The organism is Nocardioides sp. Soil796 (assembly GCF_001429525.1).
In the GTDB taxonomy this organism is placed as follows: Bacteria; Actinomycetota; Actinomycetes; order Propionibacteriales; family Nocardioidaceae; genus Nocardioides.
Genome location: NZ_LMSQ01000002.1, coordinates 1 through 15,339 on the forward strand (window position 1 = coordinate 1; position 15,339 = coordinate 15,339).

15 protein-coding genes and 2 tRNA genes are annotated in these 15,339 nt (G+C 68.3%); 6 read left to right on the forward strand and 11 right to left on the reverse strand.

Translation table 11 applies throughout. The features are described 5' to 3' along the window. Nucleotides 1-123: 123 nt before the first annotated feature. Nucleotides 124-471, reverse strand: a complete 348-nt coding sequence (gene trxA / locus ASH02_RS00595) for a thioredoxin (protein ID WP_056684583.1) — start codon at nt 469-471, stop codon at nt 124-126. Nucleotides 472-570: 99 nt separating this feature from the next. On the opposite strand from trxA, the gene ASH02_RS00600 reads away from it, so the two are divergent. After that, nucleotides 571-1,143, forward strand: a complete 573-nt coding sequence (locus ASH02_RS00600; protein ID WP_056684580.1) for an NADPH-dependent FMN reductase — start codon at nt 571-573, stop codon at nt 1,141-1,143. A gap of 27 nt (nt 1,144-1,170) precedes the next feature. On the opposite strand, the gene ASH02_RS00605 is transcribed toward ASH02_RS00600, so the two are convergent. From ASH02_RS00605 to ASH02_RS00625, 5 genes are all read right to left on the reverse strand, one after another. Further along, entirely contained in the window at nt 1,171-2,232 is a 1,062-nt protein-coding gene (locus ASH02_RS00605) for an alanine racemase (RefSeq protein WP_235532616.1), read from the reverse strand. Nucleotides 2,233-2,257: 25 nt separating this feature from the next. Next, the gene (locus tag ASH02_RS00610) at nt 2,258-4,282 is read right to left on the reverse strand and encodes a spermidine synthase (protein ID WP_056684575.1); all 2,025 of its coding nucleotides are present in this window, start codon (nt 4,280-4,282) and stop codon (nt 2,258-2,260) included. A 77-nt stretch (nt 4,283-4,359) separates the two neighbouring features. Beyond that, nucleotides 4,360-4,767 carry an arsenate reductase ArsC gene (locus tag ASH02_RS00615; RefSeq protein WP_056684572.1) on the reverse strand — a complete coding sequence of 136 codons (408 nt, stop codon included), beginning with the start codon at nt 4,765-4,767 and terminating at the stop codon, nt 4,360-4,362. Then, the gene (locus ASH02_RS00620; protein ID WP_082563928.1) at nt 4,764-5,435 is read right to left on the reverse strand and encodes an aquaporin; all 672 of its coding nucleotides are present in this window, start codon (nt 5,433-5,435) and stop codon (nt 4,764-4,766) included. Before ASH02_RS00620 ends, ASH02_RS00615 begins: the two co-directional genes overlap by 4 nt. Then, on the reverse strand, nt 5,432-5,791 hold the full coding sequence (locus tag ASH02_RS00625; protein WP_056684569.1) for an ArsR/SmtB family transcription factor: 360 nt from the start codon (nt 5,789-5,791) through the stop codon (nt 5,432-5,434). Before ASH02_RS00625 ends, ASH02_RS00620 begins: the two co-directional genes overlap by 4 nt. A 78-nt stretch (nt 5,792-5,869) precedes the next feature. Between ASH02_RS00625 and ASH02_RS00630 the strand changes: the two genes are divergently transcribed. Next, the gene (locus ASH02_RS00630) at nt 5,870-6,292 is read left to right on the forward strand and encodes an ArsI/CadI family heavy metal resistance metalloenzyme (protein ID WP_056684566.1); all 423 of its coding nucleotides are present in this window, start codon (nt 5,870-5,872) and stop codon (nt 6,290-6,292) included. Here the strand turns inward: ASH02_RS00630 and ASH02_RS00635 are convergent. Then, nucleotides 6,214-7,008, reverse strand: a complete 795-nt coding sequence (locus tag ASH02_RS00635; protein WP_162251001.1) for a VOC family protein — start codon at nt 7,006-7,008, stop codon at nt 6,214-6,216. The genes ASH02_RS00630 and ASH02_RS00635 overlap by 79 nt on opposite strands. Nucleotides 7,009-7,156: 148 nt before the next feature. On the opposite strand from ASH02_RS00635, the gene ASH02_RS00640 reads away from it, so the two are divergent. Further along, the gene (locus ASH02_RS00640) at nt 7,157-8,038 is read left to right on the forward strand and encodes a pyruvate, water dikinase regulatory protein (protein WP_056684563.1); all 882 of its coding nucleotides are present in this window, start codon (nt 7,157-7,159) and stop codon (nt 8,036-8,038) included. Next, nucleotides 8,035-10,407, forward strand: a complete 2,373-nt coding sequence (ppsA, locus tag ASH02_RS00645; RefSeq protein WP_056684560.1) for a phosphoenolpyruvate synthase — start codon at nt 8,035-8,037, stop codon at nt 10,405-10,407. Before ASH02_RS00640 ends, ppsA begins: the two co-directional genes overlap by 4 nt. Nucleotides 10,408-10,586: 179 nt before the next feature. Here ppsA and ASH02_RS00650 read toward each other — a convergent pair. Continuing rightward, nucleotides 10,587-10,659, reverse strand: a tRNA-Arg gene (locus ASH02_RS00650). A gap of 63 nt (nt 10,660-10,722) precedes the next feature. Next, nucleotides 10,723-11,058: an ArsR/SmtB family transcription factor gene (locus ASH02_RS00655; protein WP_056685258.1), complete on the reverse strand. Its 336-nt coding sequence runs from the start codon at nt 11,056-11,058 to the stop codon at nt 10,723-10,725. Between the two features lie 141 nt (nt 11,059-11,199). Here ASH02_RS00655 and ASH02_RS00660 point away from each other — a divergent pair, with 141 nt between their 5' ends. Together ASH02_RS00660 and ASH02_RS00665 are read left to right on the forward strand one after the other, a co-directional pair. After that, nucleotides 11,200-13,035, forward strand: coding sequence for a phosphoenolpyruvate carboxykinase (GTP) (locus tag ASH02_RS00660; protein ID WP_056684557.1), 1,836 nt, complete (start codon nt 11,200-11,202; stop codon nt 13,033-13,035). A 113-nt stretch (nt 13,036-13,148) separates the two neighbouring features. Then, nucleotides 13,149-14,135 carry a hypothetical protein gene (locus ASH02_RS00665; protein WP_056684554.1) on the forward strand — a complete coding sequence of 329 codons (987 nt, stop codon included), beginning with the start codon at nt 13,149-13,151 and terminating at the stop codon, nt 14,133-14,135. 521 nt (nt 14,136-14,656) lie between these two features. Here ASH02_RS00665 and ASH02_RS00670 read toward each other — a convergent pair. Together ASH02_RS00670 and ASH02_RS00675 are read right to left on the reverse strand one after the other, a co-directional pair. Continuing rightward, nucleotides 14,657-14,747: transfer RNA gene (locus tag ASH02_RS00670), tRNA-Ser, on the reverse strand. A 60-nt stretch (nt 14,748-14,807) separates the two neighbouring features. After that, complete coding sequence (locus tag ASH02_RS00675; protein ID WP_235529983.1) at nt 14,808-15,254, reverse strand: hypothetical protein; 447 nt, start codon at nt 15,252-15,254, stop codon at nt 14,808-14,810. Nucleotides 15,255-15,339 lie beyond the last annotated feature (85 nt).

Here is a 15,339-nt window from a genome sequence, read left to right on the forward strand (position 1 = left end):
TGAGACATCAACTGTCACCGATGTCCAGATGCAGAATCGTCACCGATGTCCTGAGACATCACAAAATGCGGCCACATCGACGTCACAACCATGCACGTGCACGATCGTGGTCGCCCGCTGCGGTCAGGCGTCTTCCTCGACGGGTGACAGGTCGAGGTCGCGCACGGCGGTGATGACCTGCTCAAGCGCCTCGGCGGGGAGCGCGCCGGGCTGGGAGAAGACCAGCTGGCCCTGCTTGAAGGCCATCAGCGTCGGTATCGAGGTGACCCTGGCCGCGGCGGCAAGCTGCTGCTCCTCCTCGGTGTTGATGCTGCCGAAGACGATGTCGGCGTGCTTCTCGGCCGCCGCCTCGTAGATCGGCGCGAACTGGCGGCACGGGCCGCACCACGACGCCCAGAAGTCGACCAGCACGATGTCGTTGCTGGTCACGGTGGTCTCGAAGTTGGCGGCACCCAGTTCGATGGCAGACATGGCATCGAGCCTAACCCGACACGCGTTGTGCTCAACCGGCCTCACCCGCCATGGTGGGTACGGCGCACTCGGCACCAATGACTGATGTGGAGGACTGCGATGACTGTGCACACCGTCGGACACCTGATCGGCAGCCTGTCGAAGGACTCGATCAACCGCCGCCTGGCGACGGCGCTGATCAAGCTCGCCCCCGACAACCTCACCTTCGAGGAGGTGGTCATCAAGGACCTGCCGCTCTACAACCGGGACCTCGACGTCGACTACCCGCCGGCCGCTCGCGCCCTCAAGGATCACCTGTCCCGAGTCGACGCGATGCTTTTCGTCACCCCGGAGTACAACCGCGACATCCCCGGCAGCCTCAAGAACGCCATCGACTGGGCCAGCCGGCCGTACGGCAAGAACTCCTTCTCCCGCAAGCCGTCCGCAGTCATCGGCGCCTCCGTCGGCGCGATCGGCACGGCGGTCGCCCAGCAGAACCTGCGCAGCGTGCTGAGCTTCTGCGACTCGCCACAGATGAACTCACCCGAGGCCTACATCCAGTTCACCGACGGCCTCGTGGACGACGACGGCAACGTCACCAATCCCGCGACCGAGGAGTTCCTGCGCGGCTTCATGGCCAACTTCGGCGAGTTCGTCACCCGCGTGCGAGCCGTGATCCCGCCCGAGGCCTGAGCCAGGACCGGGGTGACGCCTCGCCGTTCACGTGTTCCGCCCGCGGGCGTCGACCGGCCACTGCAGTCGTACGCCGTCCTCGAGCACAGTGAAGGTGTCGGCCAGGTTCACCGCGTTGCAGGCATGGTTCGGCACCACCCGGACCCGGCTGCCGAGCACCGGGAGCGGGCCGCCCATCTCGACCACCGCGTGGTGCTCGGAGAGCCCGACGATGCGCGCCTCGGGGTGCTCGAGCAGCCGGCCGAAGCCGGTCGCGTACACCGCACGGTCGGCACCGAGCGCCTTGCTGCCCGCGTCGAGTACGGCGCGACCGCCGGCGTGGCTGATCACCGTGGCGACACAGGTCAGCGCGATGTCGTCGGGCCGGGAGCTGCCGAGCTCCCACTGCTGGGCGTCGCCGAAGACGTAGACGCCGGGCCGCAGCTCGGTGACCGCCGAGTCGTCCTCGAGGCTGGCCGCCAGGCTCGGCGTCGAGCCGCCGCTGACGATGCGGGCAGGCAGCCCCACGGCCTCGAGGGCGGCGGCCGCTGCGGCCAGTGCCGCGGACTCGTCAGCCGCCGCGGTCGTCGTACGGTCCGGTGCGTAGCTGTGGCCCGGGAAGGTGAAGACGCCGACCACGTCGTGGCCGGCCTGGCGGGCTGCCGCCGCCACCGTGCCGGCGGAGTCGGGGGCGACGCCGGTTCGGTGATGTCCGCTGTCGACCTCGACCAGCACGCGTTGCGGTCCAGCCAGCGCCAACTGCGCGGCGGCCTCGGCGGAGTCGACACCGACGCTGAGCGTGGCGCGTTCGGCGAGTGAACGGAGGCGTGCGGCCTGGGCCTCGGAGACCCAGAGCGGGTACGCCACGAACACGTCGTCGCACCCCGCCTCCACGAAGACCTCGGCCTCACCGATCGTGGCCACGGTGATGCCGGCCGCACCTGCCTCGATCTGGCGGCGGGCGATCTCGACGCACTTGTGGGTCTTCACGTGCGGTCGCACCGCCACGCCGCGGGAGGCCGCACTGGCGGCGACCCGCGCGATGTTCGCGTCCATCCGCGCGGCGTCGATCTCGAGGTACGGCGTGGGCTGCTCGTCGACTCGGGTCACGCCGTGAATCTAGCGGCAGCGCACGTCACGCAGGCACGGTGGCGCGAGGCTTGAGCAGGAACGCGGCGAGGTAGAGCACCCCCACCACGATCAGCAGGTTGCGGTAGCCGGTGAGCAGCGCGGCGTACTCCAGACACCCGCCGACGATCGCGCCGAGAAGGTTCACGCCGAACGCCGCCTGGGAGTCGCCGGACTCGGCGAACCGTTTGGCGAACGCGATGTTGGCCAGGTAGATCGGCGCGAAGGCCAGCAGCACCGCCACCAGCAGTCGCGGGGTGAAGGCCAGTCCGAGCAGCCAGCTCGGCTGGACCACCCAGGCGACCGCGAGCGAGACGGCGACCAGGGAGAACACCACGGACAACGACGGCGTGCGGAACCTACGGGTGGTCTCCACGGCCGCCAGCACGATCAACAGCACGCCAGCGAAGACCATCGCGTTCACGAACCAGGTGGTGCCGAACAACAACGCGAAGGTGGCGATGTTCTTGGTCTCCAGCAGCAGGAACGCGGCCCCCATGAAGAACAGGTCCGCGTAGGGACGCATCGCCCGCAGCGGGCCGCCGAACGCCCGCACCAGGAGGAGCGAGATGAGCAGGATCCCGCCGAGCGCCCACAGGTAGATCGTCGGGATCATGCCGTCGTCGTAGTAGAGGAACGGTGCGTTGTCGGTGGCCGGCTCGAGGTACGACGACGGCAGCGCGTGGTTGTCCGGCCCGCACCTCTGGTTGGAGGGGTCCTTCGCGACCGAGACGACCGCCGTGGCCGCCCCGTAGGTGTCGATGCACGGCGCGTGGCCGAACGCCGCGGCCGCCGTACCGCCGAGCCGGTCGATCAGCCAGTCCTGACGGTAGTAGTTGTACATCGCGAAGACACCGTCGTCGGTGAGGTGATCGCGGGCGGAGCGCAAGGCCTCCTCGGTGAAGAGGAACGACTCGAGTCGGATCTGCGAGGCACCGCTGACCAGCGACAGGGAGTCGGGCAACGCGAACAGGATCAGGTCGTACTTCTTGTCGGTGCGCTCGAGGAACGCCCGGCCGTCGTTGATGTGCCGGGTCACCCGCGGGTCCTGGTAGGCGCCGTCGGGGTTGCCGTCCACCCCGATCTCCACGATCCGCGGATCGATGTCGACGGCGTCCACGTGCTCCGCGCCCTTCTCGAGCGCGATCGCCACGTCGGAACCGGATCCGGCGCCGACGACCAGCACGTCGCGCAGGCGCGTCTGCTCGCGCCGTTCGTAGGGAGCGCCGTAGATCTCCGAGGCGCGGTTCAGCTTCCAGTCGGCCGAGGACATCGACTGGTGCGGCACGCCGTTCACCGAGATGTAGACCCGGGTGCCCGAGGGTGCGTCGACGGACTCCGTCGTGACCTTGTAGTAAGGCGACCAGGAGACGCCCGCGGCGGTGGACTCGGCGACCAGCGTGGCCACGAGAACGACCCCCGCCAGCAGCGCGAGCCAGCGCTGCCATCCGCCGACCAGCACGAGCAGGGCGATGCCGACGATGCTTCCCCAGACGTACGACGGGGCGTGCAGCAGGGAGAGCACCGAGAACGCGACGATCCCGCACAACGAGCCGACCAGGTCCCACCGGTACGACGTGAGCGGGGGCAGCTGGGCGAAACAGCGGCCGACCGCCTCGGCGGGTCCGGCGAGGATGGCGGCAACCACGAGGAAGACGATCGGCAGCACCAGCCAGGCGGGAGGCCCGGTGGTCTTCAGTGCGGTGAAGAAGATGACGTCGGCGCCCTGCCGGTCGATGGAGACCGGGTAGTGACGCACGACGAGCACCAGGCCGGCGAGCAGCACCGGCGTCCACGGCAGCACCGACCAGGACTTGCGTGAGATGAGGAAGCCGATCCCGATGCCGAGGAACGAGCCGAGAAGCACGAAGTTCGTGAAGTAGGACAGGTGCACGATGTTCGCGCCGAGCCAACGGATGAGCGCCAGCTCCAGGAACAGCATGACGGCGCTGGCCAGCACCAGCCGGGGAGCCGGGCGCGCCACCGCGCGCAGGTCGAGCGAAGATGACTCCTGGGTCCCTGTGGTGACCATGACTCTCCCCGGTTCGCGCCGTGTGGTGCGGGCACGTCGAGCATGGCAGAACGGGAGTGCCGGCGGGAGGGACCGATCTAGACGTTCGGGGCGATCTCGGCGATCAGGGCCTCGATGCGGGTGCGGATCTCGTCGCGGATCGGGCGCACCGCCTCGACTCCCCGGCCGGCCGGGTCGTCGAGCTCCCAGTCCTCATAACGCTTGCCGGGGAAGAACGGGCACGCGTCGCCGCAGCCCATCGTGATCACCACGTCGGAGACCTGCACCGCCTCGGTGGTGAGCACCTTCGGCTGCTGGGCGGCGATGTCGACGCCGACCTCGGCCATTGCCTCGACCGCGGCCGGGTTGATCGAGTCCGCCGGCGCCGAACCCGCCGAGAGCACGTCGACCCGGTCGCCGGCGAGGTGCTGCAACCAACCGGCGGCCATCTGGGAGCGACCGGCGTTGTGCACGCAGACGAACAGGACGGTGGGCTTGCCTGTCATGGAAGCGCCTTTCCGGGCATGAGGTAGCGGACCAGGCCGAGGGCCAGGGCGCCGCCGACCAGCTGCATGAGCACGAACATCGGCACGTCGGCCGGGGCGATGCCGGCGAAGGTGTCGGAGAACATCCGTGCCACCGCGACCGCCGGGTTGGCGAAGCTGGTCGAGCTGGTGAACCAGTACGCCGCGGTGATGTAGCCGCCCACGGCGTACGCGACGGTGTCACCGCGACCGGTGCGCACGGCACCGAAGATGATCAGCACCAGCCCGAACGTCGCGACGACCTCGGCCAGCCACTGGCCGCCGCCGTCACGACTCGTGGCGGCGATCGAGATCGCGTCGAGGTCGAACATCAGGTTCGCCAGCACGGCTCCGGCGATTCCGCCGAGCAGCTGTGCGGCGATCGTGCTGGCGGCCTCGAGGCGGCCGATGCCGCCGAGGACGAGCTCGACCAGGGTCACCACGGGGTTGAACGCCGCCGAGACCGGCTGCAGGGCGAGGATCAGCGCGACCAGTGCGGCACCGGTGACCAGACTGTTCTCCAGGAGCTGGAGGCCGACGTCATTCGGCGACAGACGTGAGGCGGCGATGCCGGAGCCGATCACGGCCATCACCAGGAACGCCGTACCGACGAACTCTGCGACCGCGCGCCGAGTCAGATCCGGCGTCACCCGGCCACACCGCCGATGAGCGCGCCGAGGTCGGTCAGCGCCTCCGGCCGGACCGTGTAGTAGACCCAGACGCCGCGCTTGCTGCGGTCGAGGAGGCCGACCTCGTGGAGCACCTTGAGGTGGTGGCTGATCGTCGGCTGGGAGAGGTCGAAGGCGTCGTTGAGGTCGCACACGCAGGCCTCGCCGCCTTCGTGGGAGGCGACCAGGGACAGCAGCCGCAGGCGCACCGGGTCGGCCAGGGCCTTGACCAGTGGCGCGATCCGCTCGGCCGCGTCGGCGGTCAGCGGCTCCTTCATCAGGGGCGAGCAGCAGGCCACGGTCTGCACGGGCGTCAGCTCGATCAAGGACTTCGACATGAATCTATATTGACAGATGTCGATATCTGGGTGCAAGGTGGTGGGACATCGACATTCATCTATGTATTGGAGAAGCTCATGTCACGCGTCCAGCTGGCACTCAACGTCGACGACCTCGACGCCTCGATCGCCTTCTACAGCACGCTCTTCGGCACCGAGCCGGCCAAGCGCAGGCCCGGTTACGCCAACTTCGCCGTGGCCTCGCCGCCGCTGAAGCTGGTGCTCATCGAGAACCCCGGCAACGGCGGGTCCATCAACCACCTCGGCGTCGAGGTCGCCGACACCGACACGGTCGACGCCGAGCAGACCCGGCTGGCCGAGGCCGGCTTCGCCTCTGTCGAGGAGCGCGGAACCACCTGCTGCTACGCCAAGCAGGACAAGTTCTGGGTCGAGGGCGCCCCGAACGGCGAGCGCTGGGAGATCTACACCGTGCTGTCCGACAGCGAGTCGTTCGGCAAGGCCGCGATCGTCGAGGGCGAGGGCTCCGCCTGCTGCGCCTGAGGGGGCGGGAGGATGCAGAACTCGTTGCCCGACGGGTCGAGGTAGGAACGCCACGGCAGCTCACCCCACTCCGGGTGCAGTCGACTGCCGCCGTGCTCGGCGATGAGGGCCTCGACCTCGTCGGCGTCCTCGCCTCGCTCGAGTCGGACGTCGAGGTGCAGCCGGTTCTTCGTCGCCCCCTTGGGAGCCGGCTCCGCGCAGAACTCGAGCAGCGGGCCCTTCAGCGAAGGGTGGCGCAGCGACCGGGGCGCGGAGGCCGTCACCTCCGACCAACTGGTCAGCCAGGCCCAGAACTCCCCATCGCGGTCGGGGTCGGCGGAGTGGAGCACGAAGCTCGCGACGGGACCGCTGTCGGCGTACTCCGCGCGATCCTCCAGCACGCACAGGGCGTTGCCCTCCGGGTCGGCGAGCACCACCCAGGGCTCGTCGCCCTGGCCGATGTCGAGGTGTCGCGCGCCCAGTCCGAGCAACCGGTCGACCTCCTCGCCCTGGCGTACGCCGCCGGCGAGGTCGAGGTGCAGCCTCGGCGAGGCCTCCGGCGGCCCGGTCACCGGTTGGAAACAGAGATCGAGGGTCGGCCCGCCCTCGATGCTGAGCCGGGTCTCGAACCCGTGTTCCGGGTCGTCGGTCAGCGTCTCGCCGCCGACCACCGCCTCCCAGAACCGGCCCAGCCGCTGCGGTTCGACGGCGTCGATGACGAGGTTCTCCAGGTACATGAGCCCACCGTGGCGCAGCGGCCGCGACACCTCAAGCGATTAACCGCGGTCCGCACCACGGCCCTGACAGCCCGTACGACGCCCGGGTGCGCCATGCTGGTGACGCCGAGACACTGGTCTCGCCAGGAGCCGGGAAGGGACGCGCGGGGTGAACGACGACGACGACGGCGTGGTGCCGGTCTTCTTCCTGTCCGACAGCACGGGCATCAGCGCGGAGACTATGGGCAACGCCCTGCTGATCCAGTTCCCCGACCTGCGCTTCGACCGCACGGTGATCCCGTTCATCTCCTCCGTCGACGAGGCCCGCGAGGTGGTCGCGCGACTCGACCAGGCCCTGGACGAGAACGACCGGACGCCCCTGGTGTTCATCACGGCCGCCAGCGACGAGGTGCGGCTGGAGCTGCAACGCACCCGCTGTCCGGTCATCGACTTCTTCGACATGCACATGCAGGCGGTCGAGTCGATCCTGCAGACCCGCGGCACCCGACTGCCCGCCCGGCTGCACGGTCTGGGTGACATCAAGCGCTACAACAGCCGCATGCAGGCGATCGAGTACACGATCGAGCACGACGACGGCCAGAGCGTCCGTGGCCTGGAGAAGGCCGACGTCATCCTGCTGGCTCCGTCGCGCTGCGGCAAGACGCCGACGTCGATGTACCTCGCGCTCCAGCACGGCCTGTTCGTGGCCAACTACCCGATCGTCGAGGACGACTTCGCGACCATCGAGCTCCCCGAGCCGGTGCGGCACCTGCGTGAGCGCTGCTTCGGGATGACGACCTCGCCCCAGCGCTTGGCCGCCGTACGAGAGGAGCGTCGGCCCGGGTCGACGTACGCCTCGCTGGAGCAGTGCACCTTCGAGCTGCGCCGCACCACCGAGATGTTCGCGCGACACCGACTCCCGGTCGTCGACTCCTCGACCATCTCGGTCGAGGAGATCTCGACCATCATCCTGCAGCGGCTCAAGAAGGATGAAGTCGACGCCCCCGAGCTTTCCCGCAACCGGAACACCCGCACCAGGAGCACACGATGAGCGAGTCCCCCAACGTCCGACCCTTCGCCGAGCTGGGGCTCAGCGACCTCGAACAGGTCGGCGGCAAGAACTCGTCCCTGGGCGAGATGGTGAGCAACCTCGCCGCACTGGGCGTCAAGGTTCCCGACGGCTTCGCGACCACCGCCGACGCGTTCCGGCGCTTCATCGGCGACACCGGCCTGGCCGAGGAGATCTCCGCGGCCCTCCGCGAGCTCGACACCGACGACACGCAACGCCTCGCCGAGGTCGGCCGGTCGCTGAGGGAGGCCGTCGCGAGCCGACCGTTCCCGGCGGACCTCGAGGCCGACATCCGTACGGCGTACGACGCGCTCGTGGCCGGGCGTGACGACGTGTCCTTCGCGGTGCGCTCCAGTGCGACCGCCGAGGACCTCCCCGACGCCTCCTTCGCCGGCCAGCAGGAGACCTTCCTCAACATCGTCGGCATCGACGGCGTGCTGCAGGCGATCCGCGAGGTGTTCGCCTCGCTCTACAACGACCGCGCCATCGCCTACCGCGTGCACCACGACTTCGACCACGACGCCGTCGCACTGTCGGCCGGCGTGCAGCAGATGGTGCGCTCCGACATCGGCGCCTCCGGGGTCATGTTCACGATGGACACCGAGTCCGGCTTCGACGACGCCGTGTTCGTGACGTCGTCGTACGGCCTGGGCGAGGCGGTCGTGCAGGGTGCGGTCAACCCGGACGAGTTCTACGTCTACAAGCCCGCATTGCGCGCCGACCGCCCCGCGGTGCTCAAGCGCGGCGTCGGCTCCAAGGCCACCAAGATGGTCTACACCGACGACCCGGCGGTCGGGCGGACCACCGAGTTCGTCGACACCGACCCCGCCGAGCGCGGATTGCTGAGCCTGACCGACGCCGAGGTCGAACAGCTCGCCCGGCACGCGCTGACCATCGAGGAGCACTACGGCCGGCCGATGGACATCGAGTGGGGCAAGGACGGCCTCGACGGTGAGCTCTACATCCTCCAGGCCCGGCCCGAGACGGTGATGTCGCGCGCCGGCGTGCAGCAGCGGTTCCGGATGAACGCCAAGGACGGCACGGTCGTCGTCGAGGGACGCGCGATCGGCCAGAAGATCGGCGCCGGAGCCGTGCGGGTGATGACCTCGATCGACCAGATGCACGAGTTCGTCGAGGGCGAGGTGCTCGTCGCCGACATGACCGACCCCGACTGGGAGCCGATCATGAAGCGGGCCTCGGCGATCGTCACCAACCGCGGCGGGCGCACCTGCCACGCGGCGATCATCGCCCGCGAGCTCGGCATCCCCGCGGTCGTGGGCACCGGACACGGCACCCGCGAGCTGGCCGACGGGCGCGAGGTCACCGTCTCGTGCGCCGAGGGCGACACCGGCCTGGTGTACGACGGCACGCTCGACTTCAGCATCGAGGAGACCGAGTTGTCGTCGATGCCCGAGATCCCCACCAAGATCATGATGAACGTCGGCACTCCGGAGCAGGCGTTCGCCTTCGCGCAGCTCCCCAACGCCGGCGTCGGCCTGGCCCGGCTCGAGTTCATCATCAACCGCCAGATCGGCATCCATCCCAAGGCGCTGCTCGACCTCGACTCCCTCGACGAGCCGCTGCGCTCGCAGATCTCCGACGCGGTCAAGGCGTACGCCACTCCCCGCGACTTCTTCGTGCAGCGGGTCGCGGAGGGCATTTCGATGCTGGCCGCCGCGTTCGCCCCGGAGCCGGTGATCGTCCGGATGAGCGACTTCAAGTCCAACGAGTACGCCAACCTCGTCGGCGGCGACCTCTACGAGCCGCACGAGGAGAACCCGATGATCGGCTACCGCGGCGCGTCGCGGTACCTCTCCGAGGACTTCGCGGAGTGCTTCGCGATGGAGGCCGAGGCACTGAAGTTCGTGCGCGACGAGATGGGCCTGACCAACGTCAAGATCATGATCCCCTTCGTGCGCACCCTCGCCGAGGCTGAGGGCGTCATCTCGCTGCTGGGCGAGCACGGCCTGGTCCGCGGTGAGAACGGCCTCCAGGTCGTGATGATGTGCGAGGTCCCGTCGAACGCGATCCTGGCCGACCAGTTCCTCGAGCACTTCGACGGCTTCTCGATCGGCTCCAACGACATGACCCAGCTGACCCTGGGCCTGGACCGCGACTCCTCGCTCGTCGCCGCCTCCTTCGACGAGCGCGATCCCGCCGTCCTCTTCATGCTCGAGCGCGCCATCAAGGCCTGTCGGGCCGCCGGGAAGTACGTCGGCATCTGTGGCCAGGGCCCGAGTGACCACCCGGACCTCGCCGAGTGGCTGCTCAAGCAGGGCATCGAGTCGATGTCGCTGAACCCGGACACCGTCGTCGACACCTGGCTCGCACTGTCCAAGGTCGAGGTCTGACGCGGCGGTTCATCTCTGCGGAGCGACCCGGATTCGACACCTGCACGATCCGGGTCGCTCTTTCGCGGAAATCCGTGTCAGAGCTCGACACCTGCACGATCGTGGTCACCCCTCTCGCGACGAAGCCCGCCTGAAATGCGTGAAGGCCCCGACCAACTGGTCGGGGCCTTCTCGCTCTGCGCGCCTGTAGGGATTCGAACCCCAAACCTTCTGATCCGTAGTCAGATGCTCTATCCGTTGAGCTACAGGCGCTCATCCTCGCCGACGAGCGCGAGGACTGGAAGAGAATAGCCGAACCGGTGAGGTTCGGCGAAATCAGGAGCCCTCTCGCAGTTCGGCGAGCAGTCCCTCGGTGTCGCTCCAGACCGATTCGAGGATGCGACGTCCGGCCTTGAGGAGGTCCGCGATGTCGGTGGTGCTGATCGCGTAGACGACCGTCGTGCCCTCGCGCGCCGATGTGACCAGTCCTGCCCTGCGGAGGACGGCCAACTGCTGCGACAGGCTCGAGGACTCGACCTGCAGATCCGCGAGCAGCTCGCGCACAGGCATGGGCCGCTCCTGGAGGAGCTCGAGGACCCGGATCCGCACGGGGTGTCCCAAGGTGCGGAAGAGGTCTGCCTTAGCCTGATTGATGGGGATACTGGTCGTCATCTTCACCTCCCTTGGTCTCACCGGAGATGAACACTACATTAGTTGCAAACTTCTTCAACTAGTGTAACCCTGCATGCACGGGGTGGGACTTACGCAGTTCCACCGAAACCGACACTTCCACCGAGAGGGTCAAGGCACACGATGGCAGACGTTGAGGCAACACTGGATGCGGCAGGGGTCACCAACCCCGACGTTCGTGAGTATGTCCGTTACTACGCGGAGCTCACCGGCGCAGAGCGCGTCGAGGTCGTCAGCGCCGCAGACGACGCCCGCCTGATCCAGGAAGCGCTGGACGCCGGCGAACTCTTCCCGGCCGGCGAGGGGCGCTACTACTCGCGCAGCTACCACAAGGACACCGCGCGCTCCGAGGAGCGCACCATCGTCGCGACGAACGACGAGAAGGACCGCGGCGTCTACAACAACTGGAAGCCCGCCTCGGAGATGAAGCCGCTGCTCGAGGACCGCATGCGCGGCGCCTCGGCCGGCAAGACGATGTACGTCATCCCCTACCTGATGGCGCCTCCCGGCAACGACCTCGCCCAGTGGGCCAGCGGTGTCGAGCTGACCGACGCCCGCACCGTCGTGCTGCACATGATCCGCATGGCCCGCGTCGGTGTCGAGCACGTCAACGACGCCGGCAACGACTTCGTCCGCGCCGTCCACGTGACCGGCGACCTGGAGAACCTCGGCCAGGGCACGGACGCCGACCAGCGCTACTTCGTCACCGTCGGTGACGAGCGCACGATCCTGCACTTCGGGTCGTCGTACGGCGGCAACGCGCTCCTGGGCAAGATCGCCCACGGCCTGCGCCAGGGCGCGTACGACGGCTGGGCGAGCAAGAAGTTCCTCGCCGAGCAGTACATGCTCATCGGGATCCACGACAAGGAGACCGGCAAGGACTACCACATCTGTGGTGGCTTCCCGAGTGCCTCGGGCAAGACCAACCTCGCCATGATGCTGGCCCCCGACTCCCTCGGTGAGCGCTACCACGTGTCGTTCTACGGTGACGACATCGCGTGGCTCTGGGTGAACGAGGAGGACGGCAAGCTCTACGGGATGAACCCGGAGTTCGGTGTCTTCGGTGTCGCCAAGGACACCAACGAGAACACCAACCCCACGGCGCTGCACTCGGTCGACCCGGGCACCGGCACGATCTTCACGAACGTCGCCTACAACCCGAACACGCAGGAGGTCTGGTGGGAGGGCCGCACGCCCAGCCACCCCGAGGACGTGCACGGCTGGCTCGACTGGACCGGCTCGCCGATCGCCGACCGCAAGGACAGCGACTCGTCCCCGTGGGCGCACCCCAACAGCCGCTTCACCACGACGCTCGACAACGTCCCGAACATCGCGAAGGACTACAACGCCGCGGCCGGCGTCCCGATCGACGCGATCATCTTCGGTGGCCGCACCCGTGACCGCGAGCCGCTGATCCGCGCGATCACCGACCTCGCCGAGGGCGTCTACGACGGCCTCACCCTGGGTGCCGAGGCGACCGCCGCGGCCGAGGGCAAGGAGGGCGTGCTCCGCTACGACCCGATGTCGAACCGCCCGTTCATGGCGTACGGCGAGGGCGACTACGCGCAGCACTACCTCGACATCGTCGGTGCCGCCAAGGAGCAGCCGATCTTCGCGCACGTCAACTGGTTCCAGCGTGACCCGCAGGACGGCCACTTCCTGTGGAACGGCTACCGCGACAACCTGCGTCCGCTCCTGTGGCTCCTGCAGCTCAAGAACGGCGAGGTGAAGGGTCGCCAGACCGCAGTCGGCATCATCCCGCTCGAGGAGGAGCTCCAGCTCGAGGGCATGAACACCAAGCCCGAGGACCTCAAGACGATCCTGTCGATCGACAAGGCGCGTTGGCAGGAAGAGATGGCCAACCGCGAGGAGCACCTCAAGCAGTTCGACAACATGCCTGAGGCGATCTGGGAGGCCCACCGCCGCGTGGCCGCCGACCTGGAGAACGAAGAGGCCTGACCTCACCAGCACGTCAAGGACGGCCCCGGACTCATCGCGAGTCCGGGGCCGTCCTGCGTCGTCTGCCCGAACTCCGGCATAATCGGTCCCAGGCATCGAGTGGAGGGCGTGTCTTGGAACAACAGACTGGCCAGCAGCGTCGTGAGCTCTTCGAGTCCGCGGCGAGCAGGTTGTTCGAGGACGTCGCCGCAGCGGGCGGAGTCCCCGTCGACGACCCCGTGCTGTCGCGCGACCGGGCAGCCACCGACCTCCTGATCGAGCTCGGACTGCTGAGCCTCGAGGGCACCCGCTACGTCGTGGTCGACCCCCACTCGGCCCAGGCCGCGATCGTGGCGCCACTGGGCCAGCAGGGTGCGCAGATGATCGCCGAGTCCAGCCGCTGGGCCCAGGCCTTCAGCAGCCTCAGCCAGGCCTACCGGCGTTCACCCTCGACGGTCGACGGACCGATCACACGGTTGCGCGGTGACCAGATCGACCGGTTCCTCGCGGACGTCGTACCCAGCGCCCAGACCGAGCTGCTCACCGCCCAGCCGCAGACCGGCCACTCACTCGCTGCCCAGAAGGCCGCGGGCAACCGCGACGTCGCCGCGTTGCAGCGCGGCGTCTCCATGCGCACGATCTACCAGCACGCGGCCCGTCGCAGCCGCGGTGCGCGGGCGTACGTCGACCGGGTCACCGGTGCCGGCGGCGAGGTGCGCACCCTCGACGAGTTCTTCAACCGGCTGATCGTGGTCGACCGCGAGGTCGCGATCATCCCGGCCGGTGACGACCTCGACGTCGCCCTGGCGATTCGCGACGTCGACATGGTCGCCTACCTCGTCGACATCTTCGAACGCTTCTGGAACCGCGGCCGCCCCTTCAGCAGCAGCGAGGCGGGCGTGGTGAAGGGCATTGCCGACGAGCAGCGGGCGATGGCCATCCGCATGCTCAAGGAGGGCCACTCCGACGCCACCTGCGCCAAGCGGCTCGGGGTCAGCCCCCGCACGTACGCCGGCTACGTGGCGGAGCTGAAGGAGGCCTACGACGCGCAGACCCGCTACCAGCTCGGGTACCGCATGGGCCAGCAGGAAGCCCGCGACTCCCGACGCAAGAGGTCCTGAAATAGCGGCGAGGGCAACAACCGTGGTTGTTGCCCTCGCTCTGAGACGAGCCGGGGGGATGGCTCAGGGACCGAACATGTGGGGGGTTGGTTGGTCCTCGTCTCAGGTCTCTGTTGTTGTCCTCGTCGTGCGGCTACTCACTGCTGTCTGTGTTGGTCGAGGCGATGTGGCCCCAGCCGGTGTCGTCCAAGGCCTGCGCCTGCGCCCCAAAACTGCCTACCCCGAGAAGCAGTCCTGTCGTCAGCACCGTGGCCGCGACTCGACGGACGAAAGTCTTCATGTCGATTGTCCCCACTTCTATTCACATGTACCCCGCACAACCAGTGTGCGCCACCCCATTGCAGAACTCCACCAAATGGAACTGCACAAATCGGCATTGCAACTACTTGCAAATGTTACCCACTGTGACCATGCCCGCGACTCCCGAAAATGGGGGATGACCTGCATCGATCGAGACGGTCATGGTGCGCGGACACAGATGTCCCGCGGCACCTTCGACGGTGCCGCGGGACATCACAACGCGGAGGCGGAGGGATTTGAACCCTCGATGGGGTTGTAGCCCCAAACCCGCTTAGCAGGCGGGCGCCATAGACCGGACTAGGCGACGCCTCCAAGATGCGCGCCTAGGGTACCCAAAGAGGCGCGCAGGCACAGAATCGGGTGGCCCCGGTGTCAGCGGCGCGCGCCGGGGCGACCGTCGAGGTGGTCCTGCAGCTCGCGGACGAACTGCTCCCGGTCGACGGCCAGCACCTCGACGGGGATCGTCGTGGCACCGCCGCTGCGCAGGCGCAGCACGACGCACGGCGACCCGGCGATGGTGTCGGTGACGACCTGCTCGACGTCGAGCCATCGGGCCTGCCGGACGCCGGCACCGCGCACGAAGCGGACCCGGTAGCCGTCACCGGTCAGGCGGACGATCCAGGCCCTGCGGTTCAACACCCACCCGAAGCCGAAGATGCCGACGACGCAGACGACCACGGCCGCGGTGAGCAAGGCGATCGGGGCGGAGAACAGCACCACGACCGCCGTGGCGACGAAGACCAGGCCCCCGAGGACGAGCAGGGCAAGGCCCAACATTCGGGCGGCGAGGAGCGGAGCGAGGCGATAGTCGGACGACACGGGCACGATTCTCCCCGACGCGCCGGGGGTGGCCGAATCCGGTCTTGTCTGGGCGCGTGATGCAGGTCACACTCGATGCAATGAC